Below are 20213 nucleotides of genomic sequence, written 5' to 3' on the forward strand. Positions count from 1 at the left end.
CCAAAACCTCGAAGCCAAGGACTTTCTCGATGAAGGACCGACCGCCGATGGCCGATACCAGACCCAAAGACGACAAGCCGTTGTTCGGCCGGCCGTGGATTTTCATTCGCGGCGTCCCCGCCATGAAATTCCTGCCGCCGGAAGGACCGGCCGAGATTGCCTTTGCCGGTCGCTCGAACGTCGGCAAGTCGTCGTTGATCAACGCGCTGGTCGGCCACAAGGGTCTGGCAAGAACCTCCAACACCCCCGGCCGCACGCAGGAACTCAACTACTTCGTACCGGATGGATTTTCCGGCGAGGCCGACGACCTGCCGCCGATGGCGCTCGTCGACATGCCCGGCTACGGCTATGCCCAGGCGCCGAAGGAACAGGTCGATGCCTGGACAAAACTGGTCTTCGACTACCTGCGCGGCCGCTCGACTCTGAAGCGCGTCTACGTGCTGATCGACAGCCGCCACGGCATCAAGAAGAACGACGACGAGGTGCTCGACCTGCTCGACAAGGCAGCCGTCTCCTATCAGCTCGTGCTGACCAAGACCGACAAGATCAAGGCCGCCGGCGTGCCGCGGCTGATCGCCGAGACGCTCGAAAAGATCAAGAAGCATCCCGCCGCCTTCCCGGAAGTCCTTGCGACTTCCTCGGAGAAGGGCGAAGGGCTCGACGAGCTGCGGGCGGCAATCGGCATCGCGATCGCGCGCTAAGGGGGGCTTCAGGGCGTCCGGCATCGCGCTGCAAGCACCCGCCCATGCGAAATCGATGTCTTTGATCTCTGTCACTACCCCGACATGCAATCCGCTCTATCTCTGCGTTGCGTCCAGAACGGTGGCGCGGCCAGAGATAGGAGTGAGACATGTCCGATTTGATCGTTGTCGGGTTCGATTCCCCCGAGGAGGCTGACAGGGTTCTGGTCCGGCTCGCCGGGCTGAAGAAGGAATATCTGATCGACCTCGAGGATGCGGTGGTCGTCGTGCGCGACACCGAAGGCAAGGTCCACCTCAAGCAGAGCCTCAACCTGACCGCCGTCGGCGCCACCTCGGGCCTGCTCTCCGGCTCGCTCTGGGGCGGCCTGGTCGGCCTCCTGTTCCTCAATCCGCTGGCAGGCTTTGCAATCGGCGGTGCGCTCGGAGCGGGTGCCGGCGCCCTCTCGGGCTCGCTCAGCGACTACGGTATCGACGACGAATTCATCAAGTCGCTCGGCAACACCATCCCGAACAATTCCTCCGCTCTGTTCATCCTGGTGCGCAAGGTTCAGCCGGAAAAGGTTCTCGCCGAATTCCCCGACCTGCGCGGCCGCGTGCTGAAAACGTCGCTTTCGCCCGAACAGGAGCAGAAGCTGCAGGCAGCGCTCTCCGGCACAACAGCGGCTGCACCGCCCGCCGGCGCCTAATCGTCCGGCTGGCTTATCGAGACAGCACGAAGGCGAGCGCCAGGCCATTGATGCAATGGCGCTTGCCGGTCGGTGGCGGGCCATCGTCGAAGATGTGACCGAGGTGGCCGCCGCAACGGCGGCAATGGCATTCCGTACGGGTCATGAGCAGCGAATTGTCTTCCCGTGTCGCCACGGAATTGGGGAGCGATTGCCAGAAGCTCGGCCAGCCCGTGCCACTGTCATACTTCGCCTCGGACGAATAGAGCGGCAATGCACAACCGGCGCATTGGAAGGTGCCCTTGCGCTTCTCGTGGTTAAGCGCGCTTGTAAAGGGGCGCTCCGTGTCCTCGTGCCGAAGGATCCGGTACTGGTCGTCGGTGAGGGCTGCCCGCCATTCGGCATCAGATTTGACGACCTCGAAGGGCTCGATTCCCGCTGCCCATGCAAGCGGCGTGAGCCCGCGCAACGCGAATGCTGCGGCCAATGCCGTGCCTGCCATCAGGAAGACGCGCCGGCTGATCATGCTAACCTCCCACTTGGCCTAAAGCGCGTCACGATCATTCGCGCGGAGCGCTGTACGTTGTCGATTTGTCGGATGTCGCGATAGACGATACCGCCCGGACACACCCGCTGCAAAACAATGCCGTTCAAAGCATCGTGACGCGGTGAAAGGCCATCGGTGATACGACCTATGGTAAGCGCCAGGCCGCCGGCAGCGGCCAGGCGCCGCCGAACTCAGCCTTTCGGCAGGAGCACCTTGTCGATCACATGGATGACGCCGTTCGACTGCTTGACGTCGGCGATCGTTACCGTCGCCATACCGCCGGTTTCATCGGTCAGCATCAGCTTGCCGCCGTCTTCCCTGGCTTTCAGCACGCAGCCGCCGACCGTTTTGACGTCATGCTCGCCGCCGTCCTTCTTGATCATCTCGGCAATGGCCGCCGACATCGCGTCGGCGGCAACGACATGGCAGGTCAGGACCTTGGCGAGCTTGTCCTTGTTCTCCGGCTTCAGAAGCGTGTCGACGGTACCGGCCGGCAGTGCGTCAAAGGCGGCATTCGTCGGCGCAAAGACCGTGAACGGCCCCTTGCCCTCCAGCGTCTTCACCAGCCCGGCTGCCTTGACCGCGGCGACCAGCGTGGTGTGATCCTTGGAATTAACGGCGTTCTCGACGATGTTTTTCTCCGCATACATCGGCGCGCCGCCGACCATCGGATTTTCGGCATGGGCGACGAAGGCACTTGCTGCGAGGACGGACGCTGTTGCGACCAAGCGGATGGCAGACGTGAACATCTTCTCTTCCTTCCTGTTGAGGGAGGCGGCGCATGGGCCGCCCGCCGAAGCTGCCGTTCCCTGTGGGGGAACAAGACAAGCAACGGAAGGACGGGAGAAAGAGTTTCAGGAATTTTCAGGAAAGTTAGTCGATTGATAAATAAGGGTATTTATCGAGATTACGCGCTCAGAGGTTTCGCGCCTTGCCGAGCGCGATGATCGGTCCGGTGGCCACGCCGGTCGGCGAACCGCCGAGCGGCTCGACGCTGACGGCAAGAACCGAGCCGGCGGAGATCCGCGAGCGGAAGGTCGACGGCACGGCGATTTCGCCCTCCCCGGTCTGCGGCAGGACACCGAGCGAGATTGCCGGATTGCTGCCGTTGATCAGCCAAAGTTCGAGGGATTTCTGTTCCGCCTGGCTGGCGGCCACCGGCGTTACCTGCAAGCGGCCCGATGCCCGGTCGAAGCGGGCGACGAGATCGATGGCGCTGCCTTTCCCCGAGAGTTCGGCAACAAGCGAGGCACCGGTCGACCGCGTCTCGAACAGGCCGGCCATGGAGGCGCCCATCACCAGCAGCGCGGCGAACGAGGCAAGCGCCAATCCTCGCCAGAGTGCCAGCGAGTGCCAGAGCCCGCGGGACCGTACAGGTTCCGACCGCAACGTATCGAAAAGCTGCCGTTCGATCGCGGAGAACGTCCTGGGTGGGGGCACCACCGGATCATAGGCGTCGTCGAAGGAGGAAAGGTTGCTCTGCCAGCGGTCGACCATGGCGGCAAAGTTGCGATCGGAAGCAAGCCGGGCCTCGACCTTGCGGCGATCGTCGGCAGACAACACGCCGAGCACATACTCGCCCGCGATCACCTCGTCGCGGCGAAAGTCCCGGCCCTCTGGGGTTGGTGTCGTCATCGCTCCATACACTCTCGCAACTTCAGGAGACTGCGCCTCAACCAAGTCCGCATAGTGTTCAGCGGCACCGCGAAGACGTCAGCCAGTTCCTGGTAGCTCAGGCCTTCGACGTAGGCGCGCCGCACCGCTTCCGCGCGGTCTTCTTCAAGCTCCTCCATGCACGCGTCGATCCGCCTGCCTTCTGCTCTCACGACTGCCAACTTTTCCGGATCGGCAGCAGGATCAGCCAAATCGTAGGCTTCGTCAATCACATTGGCAGCCGGTTTGCGCGCCCGGATGAAGTCGATGGCCTGATTACGCGCTATTGCCGCCAGCCAGGAACCCGCAGCCGCCTGTCCTTGCGAAAACCGGCCAGCCCGCTGCCAAATCTTGACGTAGATTTCCTGCAGCGCTTCTTCCGCCTCGCCCCGATTGCCAAGAATACGCAGGCAGATGCCGAAGAGTTTCGGACTGGTCTGCCGATACAGTTCGGCGAAGGCGTCGCGATCGCCGAGCGAAACGCGGCCAAGCAGGCCGGCTATATCCTCATCGATCATAGAACGCGCCCCGAAGCCTCATCTCTCCAGAGATAGGGCGCAGTTCACTTTGAACCAGCCATATCGTCATTCGGCCTTTATGTTGCTCTCCGATCATTCCATCGATCCGGAACTTGCGCTAAACAGCAGCCGGTATTTTTCGAGGGTCCGCCATGTCCGCCAATGAAAGTGAAATCCAGGCACGCCTGCTCACCCAGGCCCTGCCCTACATGCAGCGCTACGAGAACAAGACGATCGTCGTCAAATATGGCGGCCACGCCATGGGTAACAGCGAGCTCGGTCGCGCTTTTGCAAGCGACATCGCGCTTTTGAAGCAGTCGGGCGTCAACCCGATCGTCGTGCATGGCGGCGGCCCGCAGATCGGCGCCATGCTGACGAAGATGGGCATCGAATCGAAGTTCGAAGGCGGCCTGCGCGTCACCGACGAAAAGACGGTCGAGATCGTCGAGATGGTGCTCGCCGGCTCGATCAACAAGGAGATCGTCGCGCTCATCAACCAGACGGGTGAATGGGCGATCGGCCTTTGCGGCAAGGACGGTAACATGGTCTTCGCCGAAAAGGCACGCAAGACCGTCAAGGATCCGGATAGCAATATCGAGCGCGTCCTCGATCTCGGTTTCGTCGGCGAAGTGGTCGAAGTCGACCGCACGCTGATCGACCTGCTCGCCCGCTCGGAAATGATCCCGGTGATCGCGCCGGTCGCGCCCGGCCGTGACGGCCACACCTACAACATCAACGCCGACACCTTCGCCGGCGCCATCGCCGGTGCGCTGAACGCCACGCGCCTGCTGTTCCTGACGGACGTTCCCGGCGTGCTCGACAAGCAGGGCAACCTGATCAAGGAACTCTCAGTATCCCAGGCCCGCGCGCTGATCGCCGACGGCACGATTTCCGGCGGGATGATCCCGAAGGTCGAGACCTGCATCGACGCAATCAAGGCGGGCGTTCAGGGCGTCGTCATCCTCAACGGCAAGACGGCCCATTCGGTGCTGCTCGAAATATTCACCGAGCGCGGCGCCGGCACGCTGATCGTGCCCTGACGCAACCCGATCGGCAATGACATGACGAGGATCCGGAAGCCGTCTCACACAGCTTCCGGATTTTTTATGCGGCCGCGCTGTCCGATGGATGGCGCCTGCGGGGCGGTAACATCGATTCCTCCTCGCCCTCCTGCGGCGCTCCCCAGAACGCCTCAAGCGACGGCCCGGCGGCGAAATGGCGGCGGCGGAAGGCGAATTCGTAGAGCTCGTGAAACCAGACCCTGCGCCCCATGCGGGTGTACCACCGCATCGAATGGCGCTGCTGCGGGTCGCGGTGCAGGAGGACGCGCGCAAGGGCCTTTGGCCGCGCCTGGATCGCGACCTCGATCAATTTCACGCTCAGAAAAAGCACGACCGGGTGAAGGTGCTTCATCTTCAGCACCTGATGCTTGTAATCCCACTTGCGCATGTCCGGCTCGATGACGGTGCGATCCCTGGCGAGGCCAAAGAACGGGGTCCACCGGTGCGGCGTGACGTAGAGCGCCTGGATCTGGTCCGGGTCGTAGGAAAGAAGTTGCCTGAAACCACGCCAAAGATCGCTCAGGCGTTCCTCCTCGAAGCCGACCACCCAGGTGGCCATTGAAAGAATGTCGTGCTGGCGCAGGAGCGCGATTGCCTGCCGGTCGCTCGTGGTCGTCCCGCCCTTTTTGATCAGCTTCAGCGTCGCGTCATCAGTGTTTTCCATTCCGAGCAGCCAACGCACGACACCGGCCTTGCGATAGAGGCGCAATATGTCGGCATCGCGCACGATATCGTCTGCCCGCGTCGAGCCGACGATCTGCACTGGCACGTTCTCGGCGATCATGGCGTTCAGGAAGGCGAGCCAGCCCTTGCGCGACGAGGTCGGGTTTTCGTCGGCGAGATTGATCAGTTCCACGCCCTCTTCACGGTGGAGGCGGGCGATCTCCTTAGCGAACGCGACCGGATCCCGGTGCCGCCATCGCGTCCAGAAACCGCGCTGGCCGCAATAGTTGCACAAATGCGGGCACCCTCTCGAAAACTGCAGCACGACAGCGCGTTTTCCGCCCCAATAACTGTAGTGCCGATGCTCGATCAACTCCCAGCCGATGCGGTAGGCATCGAGATTGGCGATCGCCTCGGTCGGACGGGTGGCGAGCGCAACCCCGTCATCATCGCGATAGGCGATGCCCGGAACCTCGCTCAAGGGTTCTAAGGATGACAGGGCGCGCACGAGCCGTCGCACTGTCTCTTCGCCCTCTCCCCTGACGATGTAATCGAAGGCGCCGCCCTCGCTTAGAACCTCGCGCCAATGATAGGTCGGGAACACACCGCCATAGATCACCCGGACGGACGGTGCGGTCATTCTGACATCGCTGGCAATACGCTTGGCCGTCGGGTGGGCCGACGTCGACCCCGAATGACCGATCAGCAGAAGATCCGGGCAGTCGTCGAGCACGCGTGCGACAATCTCTTCGAAGCCCAAAGGGCCGAAATCGCAATCGATGAGCCGCACGGCGTGGCCATCATCGATGAGCGGCCCGCCAACGGCGAGCAGGCCGAGCGGCGGAAGATGATCGTCGGGAATACGGCTGCCGATGGCCGTATGCGGCGGATTGAGCAGAACAATCTTCATACGGTGCCTCTTGGGTCGCAAAGAATTGCCAGAGACACGATAAAGCTGAAGATTGCGGAAATAACAGCTCCAGGCTGCGGCCAAAAACGTACGTTTTCGCGGTGAAATCGCGCAACTTGCGCAGCGCGATTTCATCGAGCCCCGAGCTCAGCGCGGAGCGTAGACCTCGGTCGCCGCCGCCTTCAATTCTTCCATCATCACGCGGTATGGGCCCGGACCGTAGCTGGCGCGTGACACGCCGGCGCGGGCGAGCGTCTTCAGGTCGGGTGCGGCCGGGCGCATCATGATGTTGACGGGCAGGATCGAGGCGGCGCAGACCTTGGCGATCAGCGCCTCGTCCACCAGCCACGGTACGAAGAAGCCGCTGGCGCCCGCTTCGGCATAGGCCTTGCCGCGGGCGATCGCCTCGTCGACGAGGCCGGCATGCCGGCTCTCGTCACCCTCCTGCAGGAAGAGATCGGTGCGGGCATTGATGAACAGGGGGATGCCGCGCCGGTCAGCCATCTCGCGGATGGCGCGGATGCGCTCCGCCTGCTTTTCGACCGGGTGCACGCCGCCCTTGCCGACGATCTGGTCCTCGAAGTTGATGCCGATGGCGCCGACGTCGAGGATGCGCGAGACATTGGCGGCACCGGTCGCAGCGTCGTCGGAGTAGGCGCCTTCGAAATCGATGCTGACGGGCAGGTCGGTGCTCGCCACGATCAGGCGTGCGATATCGGCAAGCCAGGCCAGAGGCACCTTCTCGCCGTCGCCGAAGCCGTGGGCGGCCGCCACCGACCAGCTTCCGGTCGCAAGCGCCTTGGCACCGGCCTCTGCCACGGCCTTGGCGCTGCCGGCGTCCCAGATGTTGTAGAGCACTACCGGGTCACCCTTCTTATGCAGGGCGGCGAAGGCGAGCGCCTTTTCCTTCTGGTTCATTGTGTTTCCTCCACCAACAGGCTGACTGGTTTCATTTTCGCCTCGTGCCGAAGCAGCCACTGTTTCCGCCAGAGCCCGCCACCGTAACCGGTCAATGAGCCATCCGCGCCGATGCAACGGTGGCACGGAATGACGATGGCGATCCGGTTGGAACCGTTGGCCTTGGCGACCGCACGTGCGGACTGGATCGTAGCGACCTCGCGGGCAATGTCACCATAGGAACGCGTCCCGCCGGCGGGAATCTTCACGAGCTTCGCCCACACGTTGCGCTCGAAGGGCGTTCCCCCGGGCGCAAGCGGAGTTTGAAATCCGCCCGCCTCGCCGGCGAAATAGCTCTTCAACTCGCCTTCGATCTGATCGATCGGCGCCGTCCGGCCGGGGACGATGGCCGAGCGCGTCGCGCGCTTCAGCGCCTCCAGTTCCGTCGGCAGCGCCTTGCGTTCGTGGAACTCCAGCAAATGGAGGTGCGTCGCATCGGCAACCGCGACCATCGGCCCGATCGGCGTTTCGATCCAGTCGGACGAGAGCAGCGCCCTCCCCTGCGCTGCCGCCGGCGCATCGCCGAGCAGGCGCTGGAAGGCTGCGCGAAACCCGCTCGGCGACTCGTAGCCGGCCTCGAGCTGGGCGTCGATCACCCGACCACCGTCGGCGAGCTGGCGGGCGGCGAGCCCCAGGCGACGATGGCGCGCGAGATCGAGGAAGGTGATGCCGAGCGCGCGCTTGAAGGCACGCCGGACGGTCGAGGGATCAAGCCCGCGGCACACGATGTCGTCCTCGCTCCAACGGCGCTCCGGTGCTGCTTCCAGCGCCTGCAGAAGCTCCTGGACGAGCGGATCCTTGGCGCCGAACGTGGCAAGCGGCCGGCAGCGCTGGCAGGGACGGAACCCCGTCTCCAGGCAGGTGCCGATAGAGCCGACGAAGATCGTGTTTTCCCGCTTCGGCTTGCGGGCCGGGCAGGACAGGCGGCAGAAGACGCCTGTTGTCTTGACGCAGACGAAGGCCGAACCTTCGTATTCGCTGCTGCTCGCCATCAAGGCGTCGTAGAGCGTTTCATCGGAGGGAAGATCGAACAACATGCCGCGGTTCTAGCATGACCACGGCTCGGGAGACGCCGGTTTTCGGGCGTCTATTTTTCAGATCAGCACCAGCATGACGACACCGAGCACGATCAGCAGGCAACCCAATAGCTCCAGTCTGTTGATCCATTCGCGGAAGATGAAAAAGGACGAGGCGAAGGTGAAGAGCATTTCCACCTGGGCGACGACCTTGACGACGGCCGCCTGCTGCAGGGTCATCGCCATGAACCAGCCGAAGGAGGCAGACGCGCCGACGAAACCGACGACAAAGGCCGGCTTCCAGGCAGCCGCGATGCGCGGCAGCTCGTCGCGTTCGCGCACCACGATCCAGATCAGCATGACCACGGTCTGCAAGAGGATGACGAAGCCGAGCGTGAAGCTTGCCTGCATCATGTAGTCGGGTGCCGGCAGGCTCGGCGCCAGTGCCAGCGACGCCGAACGGTAGGCGACGGCCGAAAGGCCGAAGAAGGTGCCGGACAGCAAGCCGATGCCGGCCGTGCGCGAGAATACCGAGGTCACCAGCGTGCGCGCACTCAGGGTCGTGCGCGCCACCGAAATCAGCATCACGCCGACGACCGAGATGGCGATTGCCACCAGCGTGCCCTCGCTCGCCTTTTCGCCGAGGAAAATCAGGCCGAAGAGCGCTGCCTGCGCCGGTTCCGTGCGCGAATAGGCGGTGCCGACGGCGAAGTTGCGGAAGGAGAAGAGATGGACGAGCAGGAAGGTTGCGGCGATCTGCGCCAGCCCCCCGATCACCGCCCAAAGGAAAAAAGTGCCGTTCGGCACCGGAAGCGGACGGCCCACCACCTGCCAGAGCACAACGAGATAGAGGAAGGCGAACGGCAGGCCGAAGCCGAAGCGCACGAAGGTCGCGCCCGTCGTGCCCATGACGCCTTTCAAGTGTTTCTGCATTGCGGAGCGGACGTTCTGAAGGAAGGCCGCGGCGATGGTGATGAGGACCCAGGTTTCCATCGTTTCGAGCTAGCATGCAGGCCGGCTCGTTGCCAAGGACCACCTAACGGACCGGTTGCTAGTCCGCCCTTTCCCGCGCCTCTGCGAGCTCCGTGCTCTCGCTGATCGTGATCCGGGGCGCCTCGTCCTCGAAGGTCTTTACCCGCTGATCGTAGTTCGGCGCGAGCGTTCCGAGCACACGGTCCCAGAAGGAGAAGTAGTTGGCGTAATTGTACCTGAAGCCCGAATGGTGCTGATCATGGAACGTCGTGCACAGCAGCGGAGACGGGTAGCGCGCGGTGGAGGCGGCAAAATACTCGAAGCCGCAATGGCCGATCATGCCGTTGAAATGTTCGAACAGCCGATGGGCGATGAGCACCAGCGGCGGAAACGGCACGACGAAAACGACGACGGCCGAAAAGCTCTGAAGCAGGAAGTTGTCGAAGACGTCCTCGGAATAGGTGCTCCAGATCGTCGGCGCCACGCTTTTATGATGCAGGGCATGCAGCGGATAGAGCCACTTGGTGTGCAGCAGCCGGTGCATGAAATAGAACCAGGCATCGTAGAGGATCATGCTGAGCACGAAGAGCGGCAGGGCGTTCCACCAGGTAAGCGTCCAGGGCGCCGGCGCCCAGCCCTTCTGCTGGGCGTAGAGTCCGATCGTCAGCGGCAGGCAGGCGCTGAACATCGATTTGAGGCTCTGGCGGATCTCGGCGCTGCGGCGCTTGTCGGAACCGCGTCCCTTCTGGATCTTTCGCTCGGGATTGCGCTCGTTGAGCCATGTGATGCCATAGCCAAGCGCGAAATAGGTAACGACGGTGAACGTGTAAAACCCGAACAGAAAGAGCAGATAGAATACTTCGTTCGACATTGGCATCCGCATCCCCGAGCCAAAAACCGCGCGAGCCGGAAGATGCCACGCACAACCGCCAATTCAAAGCGCTAATCTATGCGCCAGCATTACGCCCGGCCCCGCATCGCCATTTTCCCGTTTGCCGCCACGGTCGGTCGTGTCATAAGGCGGTCATGAAAAAGCTCGACCGCCTGCCGACCCGCTCCGAATTCGCCCATGTCACCGACTGGGTCTTCGACCTCGACAACACGCTCTATCCCCACCACGTCAACCTGTTTGCGCAGATCGACCGCAACATGACGGCCTATGTGGCGAAGCTTTTGTCGCTCGATCCGGCCGACGCCAAGAAGCTGCAGAAGGACTATTACCGCGACCACGGCACGACGCTCAAAGGCCTGATGGTCCATCACGGCATCGACCCGAACGAGTTCCTCGAGCAGGCCCATGCGATCGACTATTCGATCGTTCCGGCCGACCCGGCGCTCGGCGAAGCGATCAAGTCGCTTCCCGGCCGCAAGTTCATCTTCACCAATGGCAGCGTTGCCCATGCGCAGATGACGGCCCGGGCGCTCGGGATCCTCGACCATTTCGACGACATCTTCGATATCGTCGCCGCCGACTTCGTGCCGAAGCCCGCGGGCGAGACCTATGACAAGTTCATGAGCCTGCACCGGGTCGATACCCGCAATGCCGTGATGTTCGAGGACCTGCCGCGCAATCTCCTCGTGCCGAAGGCGCTGGGCATGAAGACGGTGCTGCTGGTGCCGCAGAACCTCGAATACACCTTTGCGGAATCGTGGGAAAAGTCGAACGACACCGACGAGCAGATCGACTACGTGACGGAAGACCTCACCGGCTTCCTGCGGAGCCTCCTCACAGATCTCTAGAGTGGCGCTGGCGGACGCCGCAAAGACGGCGTCCCGTCCGCTGCGACACAATTTTGCCGCCGAAAAACCCCTTTTCGGCCAATGACTTAAATTACCAAAGTTTAACTGGCGTCGGCTGCACCCGCGTCTATCCTTGCGATCAGAAACAACCGATCGAAAGGACGCATGATGCCGAACAAGACCCTGATCCTCGGCGTGGCTGCACTCTCCGTCGCCGTCACCGGAATGGCCTCCCCCTCCTTTGCTGCCCGCGAAAAGATGACGCCCGAGCAGCGCGGCCAGCGCATGATAGAGCGCCTCGACACCAACAAGGACCAGAAGGTTTCGCTCACCGAGTTCCAGGCGCGGATCTCCGACAATTTCAAAACCTTCGATACCAATGGCGACGGGCAGATCAGCGCCGAAGAAATGAAGGTCAAGCGCGAGGCCTTCCGTGAGGCGCGCAAGGCCTGGAAGGACGCCAAGGCAAAGACCGGCACGGAGCGCGAGACCGCCCTTGCCAAGCTGAAGGAAGCCCGCCCGGCCATGCTGCCTGGCCTGCGGCCCAAGGCCTTCAAGCGCGTCGATACCGACGGCAACGGCTCCTTGAGTGCCAGCGAGGTTTCAGGCGCCGCGGAAGCCATGTTCAAGCGGCGTGACAAGAATGGCGACGGCGTCATCGACGCGGCCGACTTTACCAAGAAGATCTGACGGGAGCTCTTCTCTCTCCCCACCGCCCGGTGGAGAGGCTCCCGGCTAGCCCATAGCCCCTTGCTCCCCCCAGCGAGGGGCTATGCGCATTGTCGGAGGCGTTCCGCGCGAGATCGTTTCAGCGGCGGCCGTTCGCCATCGGCACCGACTTCGGATCGACCGTTTCGTAGAAGCGGGAGATGATCTCCCAGGCTTCCTCGGCCGTTTCGACGAAGTGGACTAGGTCGACATCGTTGGGCGCGATCGTGCCGAACTCGGCGAGCGCCTCGAAATTGACGATCGAGCGCCAGAACTTTTCCCCGAAGAGAATGAGCGGAACCAGCGCCAGACGCCCGGTCTGCATCAGCGTCATCGTCTCGAACAATTCGTCCAGCGTGCCGAAGCCGCCCGGGAACACGGTGACGGCCTTGGCGCGCAAGAGGAAATGCATCTTGCGGATGGCGAAGTAGTGGAAGTTGAACGACAATTCCGGTGTCACGTAGCGATTGGGCGCCTGCTCGTGCGGCAGCACGATGTTGAGGCCGATCGACGGCGCGCCGACATCATCGGCGCCGCGATTGCCGGCTTCCATCACGCCCGGCCCACCGCCGGTGACGACGACATATTCCTTGTAGTGCAGCTTGGCCGAATGCTCGGAGCAGAGCCGCGCGAACTTGCGTGCTTCCTCGTAATAGACCGAGGCGGCTTCGAGGTTCTTGCGCTGCGTCTCGTTCTTCGCCGCCCAGGCGTCGCCGCCGGGCTCAGGAATGCGAGCGCCGCCGAACATGACGACGGTGGAGTTGATGCCGCGCTCTTCCAGCATCATTTCGGTCTTCAGGAGTTCGAGCTGCAGCCGGATCGGGCGCAGTTCCTCGCGGCAGAGAAAATCGTCGTCGATATAGGCGAGGCGATAGGAAGGCGAAGCCGATTGCGGCGTGACCGGAACGGTCTGTGCGCGTTGCCGGCTCTGCGAGCTGTCGGCCAGCGGATCCCAGACCCCATCTTTGCGGCGCAGAGCGCGCTTCTTCATGCGTGCCATATTCTCGTCTTTCCCGTCGCGTTCCGGACAATCGGCATCTCGTCCAGACGCGTCCTATCCTCAATCCTCGGTCATGAAGGTCGCAAGCGCATCAGCGCGCTGCGGCGGCCTTTGCGCATCCCGAACGGGTACGCGGCGCTGTAGTGCCGTGTTCGCCTCAGTTTGCCAAGCCCCGGCCACTCCAGGGACCTGAAAAGCCCTTCAACTTTTCAGGATCACGTCGTGCAGCCACCGCCGCTCAGGACGTGTCAAGGTCGCTGCAGCAGCTAGATCTGCTGCATAATTTTGTCCTTAAATCGATTCCGATTTTCGGATTTATGCAGTAGAGCTTTCGCAGGATAACCGCCGAACTTTAAGGAATTCCGATGACGAACCACGACCTCGCCTCCCTGTCGCAGACGATCGAAGCCGCCTTTGAAGACCGCGACTCCGTCAACACCGGAACGCGCGGCGCGGTGCGCGATGCCGTCGAGACGGCGCTGAACCTGCTCGACAGCGGCAAGGTCCGCGTCGCACAGCGCGGCGAAGACGGTAACTGGGCGGTCAATCAGTGGCTGAAGAAGGCCGTACTGCTCTCCTTCCGCCTCAACCCGATGGAAATCGTCAAGGGCGGCCCGGGCCAGTCGGTCTGGTGGGACAAGGTGCCCTCGAAGTTCGACGGCTGGAGCGTCAACGAGTTCGAGAAGGCCGGTTTCCGCGCCGTTCCGAACTGCGTCGTGCGCCGTTCGGCCTACATCGCCCCCAACGCCATCCTGATGCCCTCCTTCGTCAATCTCGGCGCCTATGTCGGCGAAGGCACGATGGTCGATACCTGGGCAACGGTCGGCTCCTGCGCCCAGATCGGCAAGAACGTGCACCTTTCGGGCGGCGTCGGCATCGGCGGCGTGCTGGAGCCGATGCAGGCCGGCCCGACGATCATTGAAGACAACTGCTTCATCGGCGCCCGCTCGGAAGTCGTCGAAGGCTGCATCGTGCGCGAAGGCTCCGTCCTCGGCATGGGCGTCTTCATCGGCAAGTCGACCAAGATCGTCGACCGCGCCACCGGCGAAGTGACCTATGGCGAAGTGCCGCCCTACTCGGTCGTCGTCGCAGGTTCGATGCCCTCGGGCTCGACCATGGGCAACGGCCAGCCGGCGCCGAACCTCTATTGCGCCGTCATCGTCAAGCGCGTCGACGAAAAGACCCGCTCGAAGACCGGCATCAACGAACTGCTTCGGGACTGATCGCGATGACACCGGAGGGGCCGCAGCCGAGCATGACCTGGCTGTTCTTCAGCCCCTCCGGTCGCATCGGCCGCCTGCCCTTCTTTCTCTCCTGGCTGTTCTGGTTCCTGATCGGCGGTTTCATGGTCGCCCGGATGGTTGCCAACGAGGGCAATGAGACGGTGCTGGCGCTCTGGACGCTGGCATTCGTCGTCTCGAGCCTCGTCTCGCTGCCCTCCATCGCCATGCTGGCGATCAAGCGCCTGCACGATATCGGCTATCCCGGCCCGCTTTCCCTCACTCTGTTTATCCCGGTCTTGAGCCCGGTCGTCTTCATCGCCCTTTGCCTCTGGCCGGGCGATCAGGGGCCCAACGAGTTCGGCGCGCGCAGCGACGAACCCGGCCCTTGAACCCTTCGCCCCTGTACAAGAACCGCGTGAGCGCGTATGTAGCGCGCCATGACAGGCCCGCGACGTGTTGGCCGCGGCAATTGGCGCCGAGACGATCCATTCGTCCTGGGCTCTACGACCGATATCCGAAAGACAAGATATGACTGAATTCGAAGGGATCGCGCCTGCGATCGCCGAGGCGTTGGCAAAACGCGGTTACAACGAATTGACGCCGGTTCAACAGGCGATGCGCGATCCGGAACTCGCCGGGCGCGACGCCCTGGTTTCGGCGCAGACCGGTTCCGGCAAGACGGTCGCCTTCGGCCTGGCGCTGGCGCCGACGCTGCTTGGCGACGAACGCCGCTTCGGGCCTGCCGGTGCCCCCCTGGCGCTCGCCATCGCACCGACGCGCGAACTGGCGCTTCAGGTCAAGCGCGAGCTTGAGTGGCTCTACGGTGAGACCGGCGCGACGATCGCCTCGTGTGTCGGCGGCATGGACATGCGCACCGAGAAGCGCACGCTGGAACGCGGCGCCCACATCGTCGTCGGCACGCCCGGTCGCCTTTGCGACCACATTCGCCGCAACTCGCTCGACATTTCTTCGCTGCGCGCCATCGTTCTCGACGAAGCCGACGAAATGCTCGACCTCGGCTTCCGCGAAGACCTCGAATTCATTCTCGAAGAGTCCCCGGACGATCGCCGCACCCTGATGTTCTCGGCGACCGTGCCGAAGTCGATCGCAACGCTTGCCAAGAACTACCAGCGCGACGCCGTACGCATCAGCACCGCTTCCGAACAGAAGCAGCATGTCGACATCGAATACCGCGCGCTCACCGTTGCGCCGAACGATCGCGAAAACTCGATCATCAACGTGCTGCGCTTTTACGAAGCGCGCAACGCCATCGTGTTCTGCTCGACCCGCGCCGCGGTCAACCATCTGACCGCCCGCTTCAATAACCGCGGCTTCTCGGTGGTGGCGCTTTCGGGCGAGCTCAGCCAGAACGAACGCACCCACGCCCTTCAGGCCATGCGCGACGGCCGCGCCCGCGTCTGCATTGCGACCGACGTTGCCGCCCGCGGCATCGACCTACCGGGCCTGGAACTGGTCATTCACGCCGATCTGCCAACCAACTCCGAGACGCTGCTTCACCGCAGCGGCCGCACCGGACGCGCCGGTCAGAAGGGCGTCAGCGCCCTTATCGTGCCGGTCAACCAGCGCCGCAAGGCTGAGCGCCTGCTCGACGGCGGCCGGATTACCGCGACCTGGGCACGCCCGCCGTCGGCCGACGAGGTCAGCCAACGTGACGACGAGCGCCTGCTTGCCGATACGAGCTTTGCCGAGCCGATCCGCGAGGACGAACAGGCGATCGTGGCAGCACTTATCGAGCGCCACGGTGCCGAGCAGATGGCCGCCGCCTTCGTACGCCAGTTCCGTTCCGGACGGTCCGCTCCGGAAGACCTGATCGAAGTCGCTGTCGGCGCCAAGCCGCGCCGCGACGAACGCGCACCGCGCGATGATCGTGCACCGCGCGAGGACTTCGGCGCCGAGCGCGCCGACTTCAGCGACGGCAGCTGGTTCTCGCTGTCCGTCGGCCGCAAGCAGAGTGCGGAGCCGCGTTGGCTGATCCCGATGCTCTGCCGTCACGGCAAGCTGACCAAGCGCGACATCGGCGCGATCCGCATGCAGCAGGAAGAGACCTTCGTCGAGATGACCGCCGAAGGCGCCGAACGCTTCCTGTCGGCGATCGGCAAAGACAAGATGCTGGAGAAGGGCATCCGCGTGAAGCCGCTCGCCGGTGCGCCGGATCTGTCGCAGCAGCGCCAGGAAAAACCGAGTTTCTCGAGGGACAAGCCGAACTTCTCCAAGGATAAGCCGGGCTTTGCCAAGAAGCGCCCCTATTCCGACGACGCCGCTCGCAATGACGACCGCGGCGACTTCAAGCCGAAGCGCAAGTTCGAAAAGAAGGCCGCCTATAGCGATGGGCCCGCCCATACCGAGGACAGGCCGCCGGCGAAGGGCGCCGAAAAGCCCTGGGGCAACAAGAAGAAGGGCAAGACGGACGCTGGCAAGGACGGCGGCTTCAAGCCCAAAACCAAGCCGAAGGGCAACGCCAAGAACCGCCAGGGCTGAGCCCGGCGACGGCAACCCAAAAGCCAATCAACAAGGCGCTGCGATCCGATCGCGGCGCCTTTTTTTGTTATTCCGAGGACCGGGGAGCGAGCGGTCCCGGCACTCCGCCCGGACGCTCAGCGCAACGTGGATCATGCATGGCACCGAGCCGGCGCGCGTGACGGTCAGGCAGCGTCGAGCTGCGACTGGGCGACAATCTTGACCACCCAGTCGGCAAAGACGCGCAGCCGGCTGCTCAGGTGCCGGTTCGGCGGATAGACGAGATAGATCGGCATGGGCTCGACTTCCCAATCCTCCAGCACCGGCCGCATGGCGCCGGTCTCGAGGTCCTCGCGCACCATGAAACGCGGCGCCTGAATGACGCCGAGGCCGGCTCGCGCCGCCGCGAGATAGGTGGTGGCTTCATTCGCCGCCACGGCATAGCGGCCGTTCACTTCAATCTCCTCGTTGCCGCGCTTGAAGTAGAACGGCAACTGCTGCCCGGTCTGCGGCCGGAAGTAGCCGACGACGTAGCAGTTCTTCGAGAGATCCGACGGATGCTGCGGGATCGCGTGGCGCGAGAGGTAATCGGGCGCTGCGCAGGCGACGAAGCTCATCTCGGTGATGCGGCGCGCGATCAGGGACTGGTCGGTGAGCGCACCGACGCGAATGGCGCAATCGACATTCTCGGCCACGTAGTCCACCGTCCTGTCCGAGACCCCGAGGTCTATCTGGATGTCGGGATAACGCTTGTGAAACTCCGGTAGCGCGGGGATCACGATCAGGTTGGCAATCGCGCTTGCCATCTCCACCCTGAGCCGTCCCTTCGGCAAGGTCTGGGCGCTCGAAAGACTGCCGTCGAGTTCGTCGAGGTCGGTCAAAAGGCGGGCAGCGCGTTCGTAATAGAGCGCGCCATCGGGCGTTACCAGCACCCGGCGGGTGGTGCGGTTCAGAAGTTTTGTGCGCAGGTGCGCCTCCAATCCCTGGATGAGATTGGTCAATGTCGCCTTGGGCATATTCAGCGAAGCGGAAGCGCGGGTGAAATTTCCGGTTTCGACGACCCGGAGAAAGGCGCGCATGGCCGTGAGCTGGTCCATTTTCAAGAGCCGTAATTGTTCGAGAATGCGAATAGTGTAATCAGATTGAAAAGACTATTCCAGACAGAAGACAATGCTATTCTCCTATCGTGGCGTGTTGTCGCCACATGTGGGTTTGGCTCGGGCCGAAGGCAAGAGAGATGGGCGAACAGTTCAAAGTGGAGACGATGCAGACGGGCCAAGGCTCGTGCACCGCACGCGTCTACCGCGGCGAGACCCTGCTCAATCCGCCGCCGATCGTACTGCACCTGCATGGCGGCTCCTTCGTCGGCGGAACGATCGCTGCCGGCGAGCGCGTTGCCGAGGCACTCGCGGCAGCCGGAGCGGTGGTGATATCTCCGGAATATTCCGCGGCCTGCCTCAATCCCTTTCCTGCGGCCCTCGATGTCGCCTATGCCATGCTGTCGTCGATGCGCGCGCGCTGCCCGCAGTTCGCACACAAGAAGTCGTCGCTGTTCGTGGCCGGCGAAGAGGCTGGCGGCAATGTCGCCGCCGGGGCCGCGCTGATGGCGCGAGACCAGTATCTGACCGATCTCAAGGGCCAGATCCTGCTGTCGCCGATGCTGGATCCGTGCCTGGCAACGGCATCGTTCCGTCAATACTGTCCCCAGTCCTCGGCGCAATCGATCGCCGACGGCTGGCAGCGCTATCTCGGCCAGAACGGTGGCTTCACCCACCCTTACGCCGCGCCGGCCCACTGTACGCGGCTCGCCGGCCTCGTGCCTTCGCTGATCGTGACCAGCGAAGAGTGTCCGATGCGCGACGAGGCTGAAGCCTATGCCGAGCGCCTGCGCAAGGCGGGCGTGGCGGTAGAATCCCACGTGCTGCCCGGACGCGCCGGATGGTTGCCGCAGAACGCAGGCACCGGCGAAAGCTGGTCGGCACAGCAGAAGGAAATTACCGGCATCTTCGCCCGCTTCTTCCAGAAGGCGGGGGCAAAGCCGGCGGAAATGACGGTGCGTTAGGCGGGGCCGCTCAGAGGCTCATTCCCCGATCTGGCATCGAACGCAAAGCGCCGGCTCCCAACCGGCAAGGAGAGAAAAGATGACATCGACAGTGACCCGCCGGGCCCTCTGGGGCGCCGGCCTGAGTATCCTTTTGTCTGTCGGCGGCGCCGCCGCCGTCATGTTCGGCCTGCCGCAGCATTTCGAGGCCGATGCCGCGACCGATGCGTCCGCCGCTCCTCCGCCGGCTGTGCCGGTCTCGGTGGCGCGGGCGCAGTCCAAGCGCATCACCACCTGGGAGGAATTCTCCGGACGCCTTGAAGCGATCGAGCGTGTCGAGGTGCGCCCGCGCGTCGGCGGCGCCATCCTGAAGGCCCACTTCCGCGAAGGCGCGCTGGTCAAGCAGGGCGACCTCCTGGTGACGATCGATCCCGAGCCCTATGCCGCCGCCGTCGAGCGGGCAAAGGCCCAGGTCGAGGCTGCCGAAGCGCGTGTTTCGCTCGCCAAGATCGAGCTCGAGCGCGGCCGCAAGCTGGTGACCACCAGCGCCGTGCCGCAGAGCAGCGTCGACCAGCGCGCCAGCGCCTATGACGAAGCTCAGGCGGAGGTGCGTTCGGCCAAGGCGGCGCTGCGCACGGCCGAACTCGATCTGCAATACACCGAGGTCCGTGCGCCGATCTCCGGCCGCGTCGGCCGGCTCGACGTCACCGCCGGCAACCTCGTTGCTGCCGGTTCCGCCTCGCCTGTGCTGACAACGCTCGTCTCGGTCGATCCGATCTATGCGAGCTTCAACGCCAGCGAAGAAGTGGTCACCACCGCTCTCGCCCGGCTCGCAGCATCGGCCGGCGGCAACGCGATCGAGCGCCTGCCGGTCCAGGTCGGCACCGCCGCCGACGAGGGCACGCCGATCTTGGGCCATATCCAGCTCATCAACAACGAGGTGGATGCGGCAACCGGCACGATCCGGGTACGCGCGGCGCTTGAAAACGCCGACGGCAGGCTGATCCCCGGACAGTTCGTCCGCATCCGCATCGGCGAGCCGGACCCCGAGGAAAAGCTTGTGATCAGCGACCGCGCCATCGGCTCCGACCAGGACAAGAAATTCGTCTTCGTCGTCGGCACCGACAACAAGGTCGAGTATCGCCAGGTGAAGCTGGGGCCGAATTCCGACGGTCTGCGCATCGTCGAAAGCGGCCTGAAGTCCGGCGAGAACATCGTCGTCAACGGCCTGCAGCGGGTTCGCCCCGGCGTCGTCGTGGCGCCGCAGCAGGTCGAGGAAACGACCGCCTCTATCGCCAAGTAATCCCGGCGCCTCTTCGCCCGGTGTGAAGAGGCTCCAGCCAAGGCATCACTCTGCAGA

At 63.6% G+C, this 20213-nt stretch carries 21 protein-coding genes; 10 read left to right on the plus strand and 11 right to left on the minus strand.

Annotated elements, in window-relative coordinates; translation table 11 throughout:
• Positions 1 to 47: 47 nt before the first annotated feature.
• Together yihA and OVA00_RS17095 are read left to right on the plus strand one after the other, a co-directional pair.
• On the plus strand, positions 48 to 701 hold the full coding sequence (yihA, locus tag OVA00_RS17090) for a ribosome biogenesis GTP-binding protein YihA/YsxC (protein WP_060607324.1): 654 nt from the start codon (positions 48 to 50) through the stop codon (positions 699 to 701).
• 149 nt (positions 702 to 850) lie between these two features.
• Positions 851 to 1387 carry a DUF1269 domain-containing protein gene (locus OVA00_RS17095; protein WP_034797308.1) on the plus strand — a complete coding sequence of 179 codons (537 nt, stop codon included), beginning with the start codon at positions 851 to 853 and terminating at the stop codon, positions 1385 to 1387.
• Between the two features lie 13 nt (positions 1388 to 1400).
• Here the strand turns inward: OVA00_RS17095 and msrB are convergent, their stop codons facing one another.
• The 4 genes from msrB to OVA00_RS17115 form a co-directional block, all read right to left on the minus strand.
• Complete coding sequence (gene msrB / locus OVA00_RS17100) at positions 1401 to 1892, minus strand: peptide-methionine (R)-S-oxide reductase MsrB (protein WP_090295070.1); 492 nt, start codon at positions 1890 to 1892, stop codon at positions 1401 to 1403.
• 212 nt (positions 1893 to 2104) lie between these two features.
• Complete coding sequence (locus tag OVA00_RS17105; protein ID WP_268089366.1) at positions 2105 to 2662, minus strand: fasciclin domain-containing protein; 558 nt, start codon at positions 2660 to 2662, stop codon at positions 2105 to 2107.
• Positions 2663 to 2828: 166 nt separating this feature from the next.
• The gene (locus OVA00_RS17110) at positions 2829 to 3548 is read right to left on the minus strand and encodes an anti-sigma factor (protein ID WP_060607221.1); all 720 of its coding nucleotides are present in this window, start codon (positions 3546 to 3548) and stop codon (positions 2829 to 2831) included.
• Positions 3545 to 4084 carry a sigma-70 family RNA polymerase sigma factor gene (locus tag OVA00_RS17115; protein ID WP_034797319.1) on the minus strand — a complete coding sequence of 180 codons (540 nt, stop codon included), beginning with the start codon at positions 4082 to 4084 and terminating at the stop codon, positions 3545 to 3547. Before OVA00_RS17115 ends, OVA00_RS17110 begins: the two co-directional genes overlap by 4 nt.
• 152 nt (positions 4085 to 4236) lie before the next feature.
• Between OVA00_RS17115 and argB the strand changes: the two genes are divergently transcribed.
• Positions 4237 to 5124 (plus strand): acetylglutamate kinase, encoded by an 888-nt coding sequence (argB, locus tag OVA00_RS17120; RefSeq protein ID WP_034797321.1) that lies wholly within the window; start codon positions 4237 to 4239, stop codon positions 5122 to 5124.
• A gap of 64 nt (positions 5125 to 5188) precedes the next feature.
• Here the strand turns inward: argB and bchE are convergent, their stop codons facing one another.
• The 5 genes from bchE to OVA00_RS17145 form a co-directional block, all read right to left on the minus strand.
• The gene (gene bchE / locus OVA00_RS17125) at positions 5189 to 6718 is read right to left on the minus strand and encodes a magnesium-protoporphyrin IX monomethyl ester anaerobic oxidative cyclase (protein WP_268089367.1); all 1530 of its coding nucleotides are present in this window, start codon (positions 6716 to 6718) and stop codon (positions 5189 to 5191) included.
• 147 nt (positions 6719 to 6865) lie between these two features.
• Positions 6866 to 7636, minus strand: a complete 771-nt coding sequence (locus tag OVA00_RS17130; protein ID WP_090295077.1) for an isocitrate lyase/PEP mutase family protein — start codon at positions 7634 to 7636, stop codon at positions 6866 to 6868.
• On the minus strand, positions 7633 to 8712 hold the full coding sequence (locus OVA00_RS17135; protein WP_268089368.1) for a bifunctional transcriptional activator/DNA repair enzyme AdaA: 1080 nt from the start codon (positions 8710 to 8712) through the stop codon (positions 7633 to 7635). Before OVA00_RS17135 ends, OVA00_RS17130 begins: the two co-directional genes overlap by 4 nt.
• Positions 8713 to 8769: 57 nt before the next feature.
• Positions 8770 to 9684 carry a DMT family transporter gene (locus OVA00_RS17140; protein WP_090295078.1) on the minus strand — a complete coding sequence of 305 codons (915 nt, stop codon included), beginning with the start codon at positions 9682 to 9684 and terminating at the stop codon, positions 8770 to 8772.
• A gap of 58 nt (positions 9685 to 9742) precedes the next feature.
• Positions 9743 to 10534, minus strand: a complete 792-nt coding sequence (locus tag OVA00_RS17145) for a sterol desaturase family protein (RefSeq protein ID WP_162731809.1) — start codon at positions 10532 to 10534, stop codon at positions 9743 to 9745.
• A 155-nt stretch (positions 10535 to 10689) separates the two neighbouring features.
• Between OVA00_RS17145 and OVA00_RS17150 the strand changes: the two genes are divergently transcribed.
• Positions 10690 to 11403, plus strand: coding sequence for a pyrimidine 5'-nucleotidase (locus OVA00_RS17150; RefSeq protein WP_090295082.1), 714 nt, complete (start codon positions 10690 to 10692; stop codon positions 11401 to 11403).
• Between the two features lie 168 nt (positions 11404 to 11571).
• Positions 11572 to 12093: an EF-hand domain-containing protein gene (locus tag OVA00_RS17155; protein WP_162728662.1), complete on the plus strand. Its 522-nt coding sequence runs from the start codon at positions 11572 to 11574 to the stop codon at positions 12091 to 12093.
• Between the two features lie 118 nt (positions 12094 to 12211).
• Here OVA00_RS17155 and OVA00_RS17160 read toward each other — a convergent pair whose 3' ends face one another.
• Positions 12212 to 13111: an LOG family protein gene (locus OVA00_RS17160; RefSeq protein ID WP_077962548.1), complete on the minus strand. Its 900-nt coding sequence runs from the start codon at positions 13109 to 13111 to the stop codon at positions 12212 to 12214.
• A gap of 365 nt (positions 13112 to 13476) precedes the next feature.
• On the opposite strand from OVA00_RS17160, the gene dapD reads away from it, so the two are divergent.
• The 3 genes from dapD to OVA00_RS17175 all read left to right on the plus strand — a co-directional run bounded on the left by dapD (position 13477) and on the right by OVA00_RS17175 (position 16833).
• Positions 13477 to 14334, plus strand: a complete 858-nt coding sequence (gene dapD, locus OVA00_RS17165; protein ID WP_268089369.1) for a 2,3,4,5-tetrahydropyridine-2,6-dicarboxylate N-succinyltransferase — start codon at positions 13477 to 13479, stop codon at positions 14332 to 14334.
• A 5-nt stretch (positions 14335 to 14339) separates the two neighbouring features.
• Complete coding sequence (locus tag OVA00_RS17170) at positions 14340 to 14723, plus strand: DUF805 domain-containing protein (protein WP_034797357.1); 384 nt, start codon at positions 14340 to 14342, stop codon at positions 14721 to 14723.
• Positions 14724 to 14862: 139 nt separating this feature from the next.
• Positions 14863 to 16833: a DEAD/DEAH box helicase gene (locus tag OVA00_RS17175; protein ID WP_268089370.1), complete on the plus strand. Its 1971-nt coding sequence runs from the start codon at positions 14863 to 14865 to the stop codon at positions 16831 to 16833.
• A 164-nt stretch (positions 16834 to 16997) separates the two neighbouring features.
• Here the strand turns inward: OVA00_RS17175 and OVA00_RS17180 are convergent, their stop codons facing one another.
• Positions 16998 to 17909 carry a LysR family transcriptional regulator gene (locus OVA00_RS17180; protein ID WP_034797362.1) on the minus strand — a complete coding sequence of 304 codons (912 nt, stop codon included), beginning with the start codon at positions 17907 to 17909 and terminating at the stop codon, positions 16998 to 17000.
• 140 nt (positions 17910 to 18049) lie between these two features.
• On the opposite strand from OVA00_RS17180, the gene OVA00_RS17185 reads away from it, so the two are divergent.
• Complete coding sequence (locus OVA00_RS17185; RefSeq protein ID WP_034797364.1) at positions 18050 to 18874, plus strand: alpha/beta hydrolase fold domain-containing protein; 825 nt, start codon at positions 18050 to 18052, stop codon at positions 18872 to 18874.
• Between the two features lie 79 nt (positions 18875 to 18953).
• The gene (locus OVA00_RS17190) at positions 18954 to 20156 is read left to right on the plus strand and encodes an efflux RND transporter periplasmic adaptor subunit (protein WP_112974825.1); all 1203 of its coding nucleotides are present in this window, start codon (positions 18954 to 18956) and stop codon (positions 20154 to 20156) included.
• Positions 20157 to 20213: the final 57 nt, after the last annotated feature.

The sequence above is a fragment of the Ensifer sp. SL37 genome, assembly GCF_026672675.1.
Taxonomy (GTDB): domain Bacteria; phylum Pseudomonadota; class Alphaproteobacteria; order Rhizobiales; family Rhizobiaceae; genus Ensifer; species Ensifer adhaerens.

What these genes read in the sequence shown, in the direction of transcription:
- OVA00_RS17160 (WP_077962548.1), bottom strand. Translation starts at nt 13,111, where the DNA reads ATGGCACGCATGAAGAAGCGCGCTCTGCGCCGCAAAGATGGGGTCTGG.
- OVA00_RS17155 (WP_162728662.1), top strand. Translation starts at nt 11,572, where the DNA reads ATGCCGAACAAGACCCTGATCCTCGGCGTGGCTGCACTCTCCGTCGCC.
- OVA00_RS17095 (WP_034797308.1), top strand. Translation starts at nt 851, where the DNA reads ATGTCCGATTTGATCGTTGTCGGGTTCGATTCCCCCGAGGAGGCTGAC.
- OVA00_RS17115 (WP_034797319.1), bottom strand. Translation starts at nt 4,084, where the DNA reads ATGATCGATGAGGATATAGCCGGCCTGCTTGGCCGCGTTTCGCTCGGC.
- OVA00_RS17170 (WP_034797357.1), top strand. Translation starts at nt 14,340, where the DNA reads ATGACACCGGAGGGGCCGCAGCCGAGCATGACCTGGCTGTTCTTCAGC.
- OVA00_RS17175 (WP_268089370.1), top strand. Translation starts at nt 14,863, where the DNA reads ATGACTGAATTCGAAGGGATCGCGCCTGCGATCGCCGAGGCGTTGGCA.
- OVA00_RS17140 (WP_090295078.1), bottom strand. Translation starts at nt 9,684, where the DNA reads ATGGAAACCTGGGTCCTCATCACCATCGCCGCGGCCTTCCTTCAGAAC.
- OVA00_RS17185 (WP_034797364.1), top strand. Translation starts at nt 18,050, where the DNA reads ATGGGCGAACAGTTCAAAGTGGAGACGATGCAGACGGGCCAAGGCTCG.
- msrB (WP_090295070.1), bottom strand. Translation starts at nt 1,892, where the DNA reads ATGATCAGCCGGCGCGTCTTCCTGATGGCAGGCACGGCATTGGCCGCA.
- OVA00_RS17180 (WP_034797362.1), bottom strand. Translation starts at nt 17,909, where the DNA reads ATGGACCAGCTCACGGCCATGCGCGCCTTTCTCCGGGTCGTCGAAACC.
- OVA00_RS17105 (WP_268089366.1), bottom strand. Translation starts at nt 2,662, where the DNA reads ATGTTCACGTCTGCCATCCGCTTGGTCGCAACAGCGTCCGTCCTCGCA.
- dapD (WP_268089369.1), top strand. Translation starts at nt 13,477, where the DNA reads ATGACGAACCACGACCTCGCCTCCCTGTCGCAGACGATCGAAGCCGCC.
- argB (WP_034797321.1), top strand. Translation starts at nt 4,237, where the DNA reads ATGTCCGCCAATGAAAGTGAAATCCAGGCACGCCTGCTCACCCAGGCC.
- bchE (WP_268089367.1), bottom strand. Translation starts at nt 6,718, where the DNA reads ATGAAGATTGTTCTGCTCAATCCGCCGCATACGGCCATCGGCAGCCGT.
- OVA00_RS17110 (WP_060607221.1), bottom strand. Translation starts at nt 3,548, where the DNA reads ATGACGACACCAACCCCAGAGGGCCGGGACTTTCGCCGCGACGAGGTG.
- OVA00_RS17145 (WP_162731809.1), bottom strand. Translation starts at nt 10,534, where the DNA reads ATGTCGAACGAAGTATTCTATCTGCTCTTTCTGTTCGGGTTTTACACG.
- OVA00_RS17135 (WP_268089368.1), bottom strand. Translation starts at nt 8,712, where the DNA reads ATGTTGTTCGATCTTCCCTCCGATGAAACGCTCTACGACGCCTTGATG.
- OVA00_RS17130 (WP_090295077.1), bottom strand. Translation starts at nt 7,636, where the DNA reads ATGAACCAGAAGGAAAAGGCGCTCGCCTTCGCCGCCCTGCATAAGAAG.
- OVA00_RS17150 (WP_090295082.1), top strand. Translation starts at nt 10,690, where the DNA reads ATGAAAAAGCTCGACCGCCTGCCGACCCGCTCCGAATTCGCCCATGTC.
- yihA (WP_060607324.1), top strand. Translation starts at nt 48, where the DNA reads ATGGCCGATACCAGACCCAAAGACGACAAGCCGTTGTTCGGCCGGCCG.
- OVA00_RS17190 (WP_112974825.1), top strand. Translation starts at nt 18,954, where the DNA reads ATGACATCGACAGTGACCCGCCGGGCCCTCTGGGGCGCCGGCCTGAGT.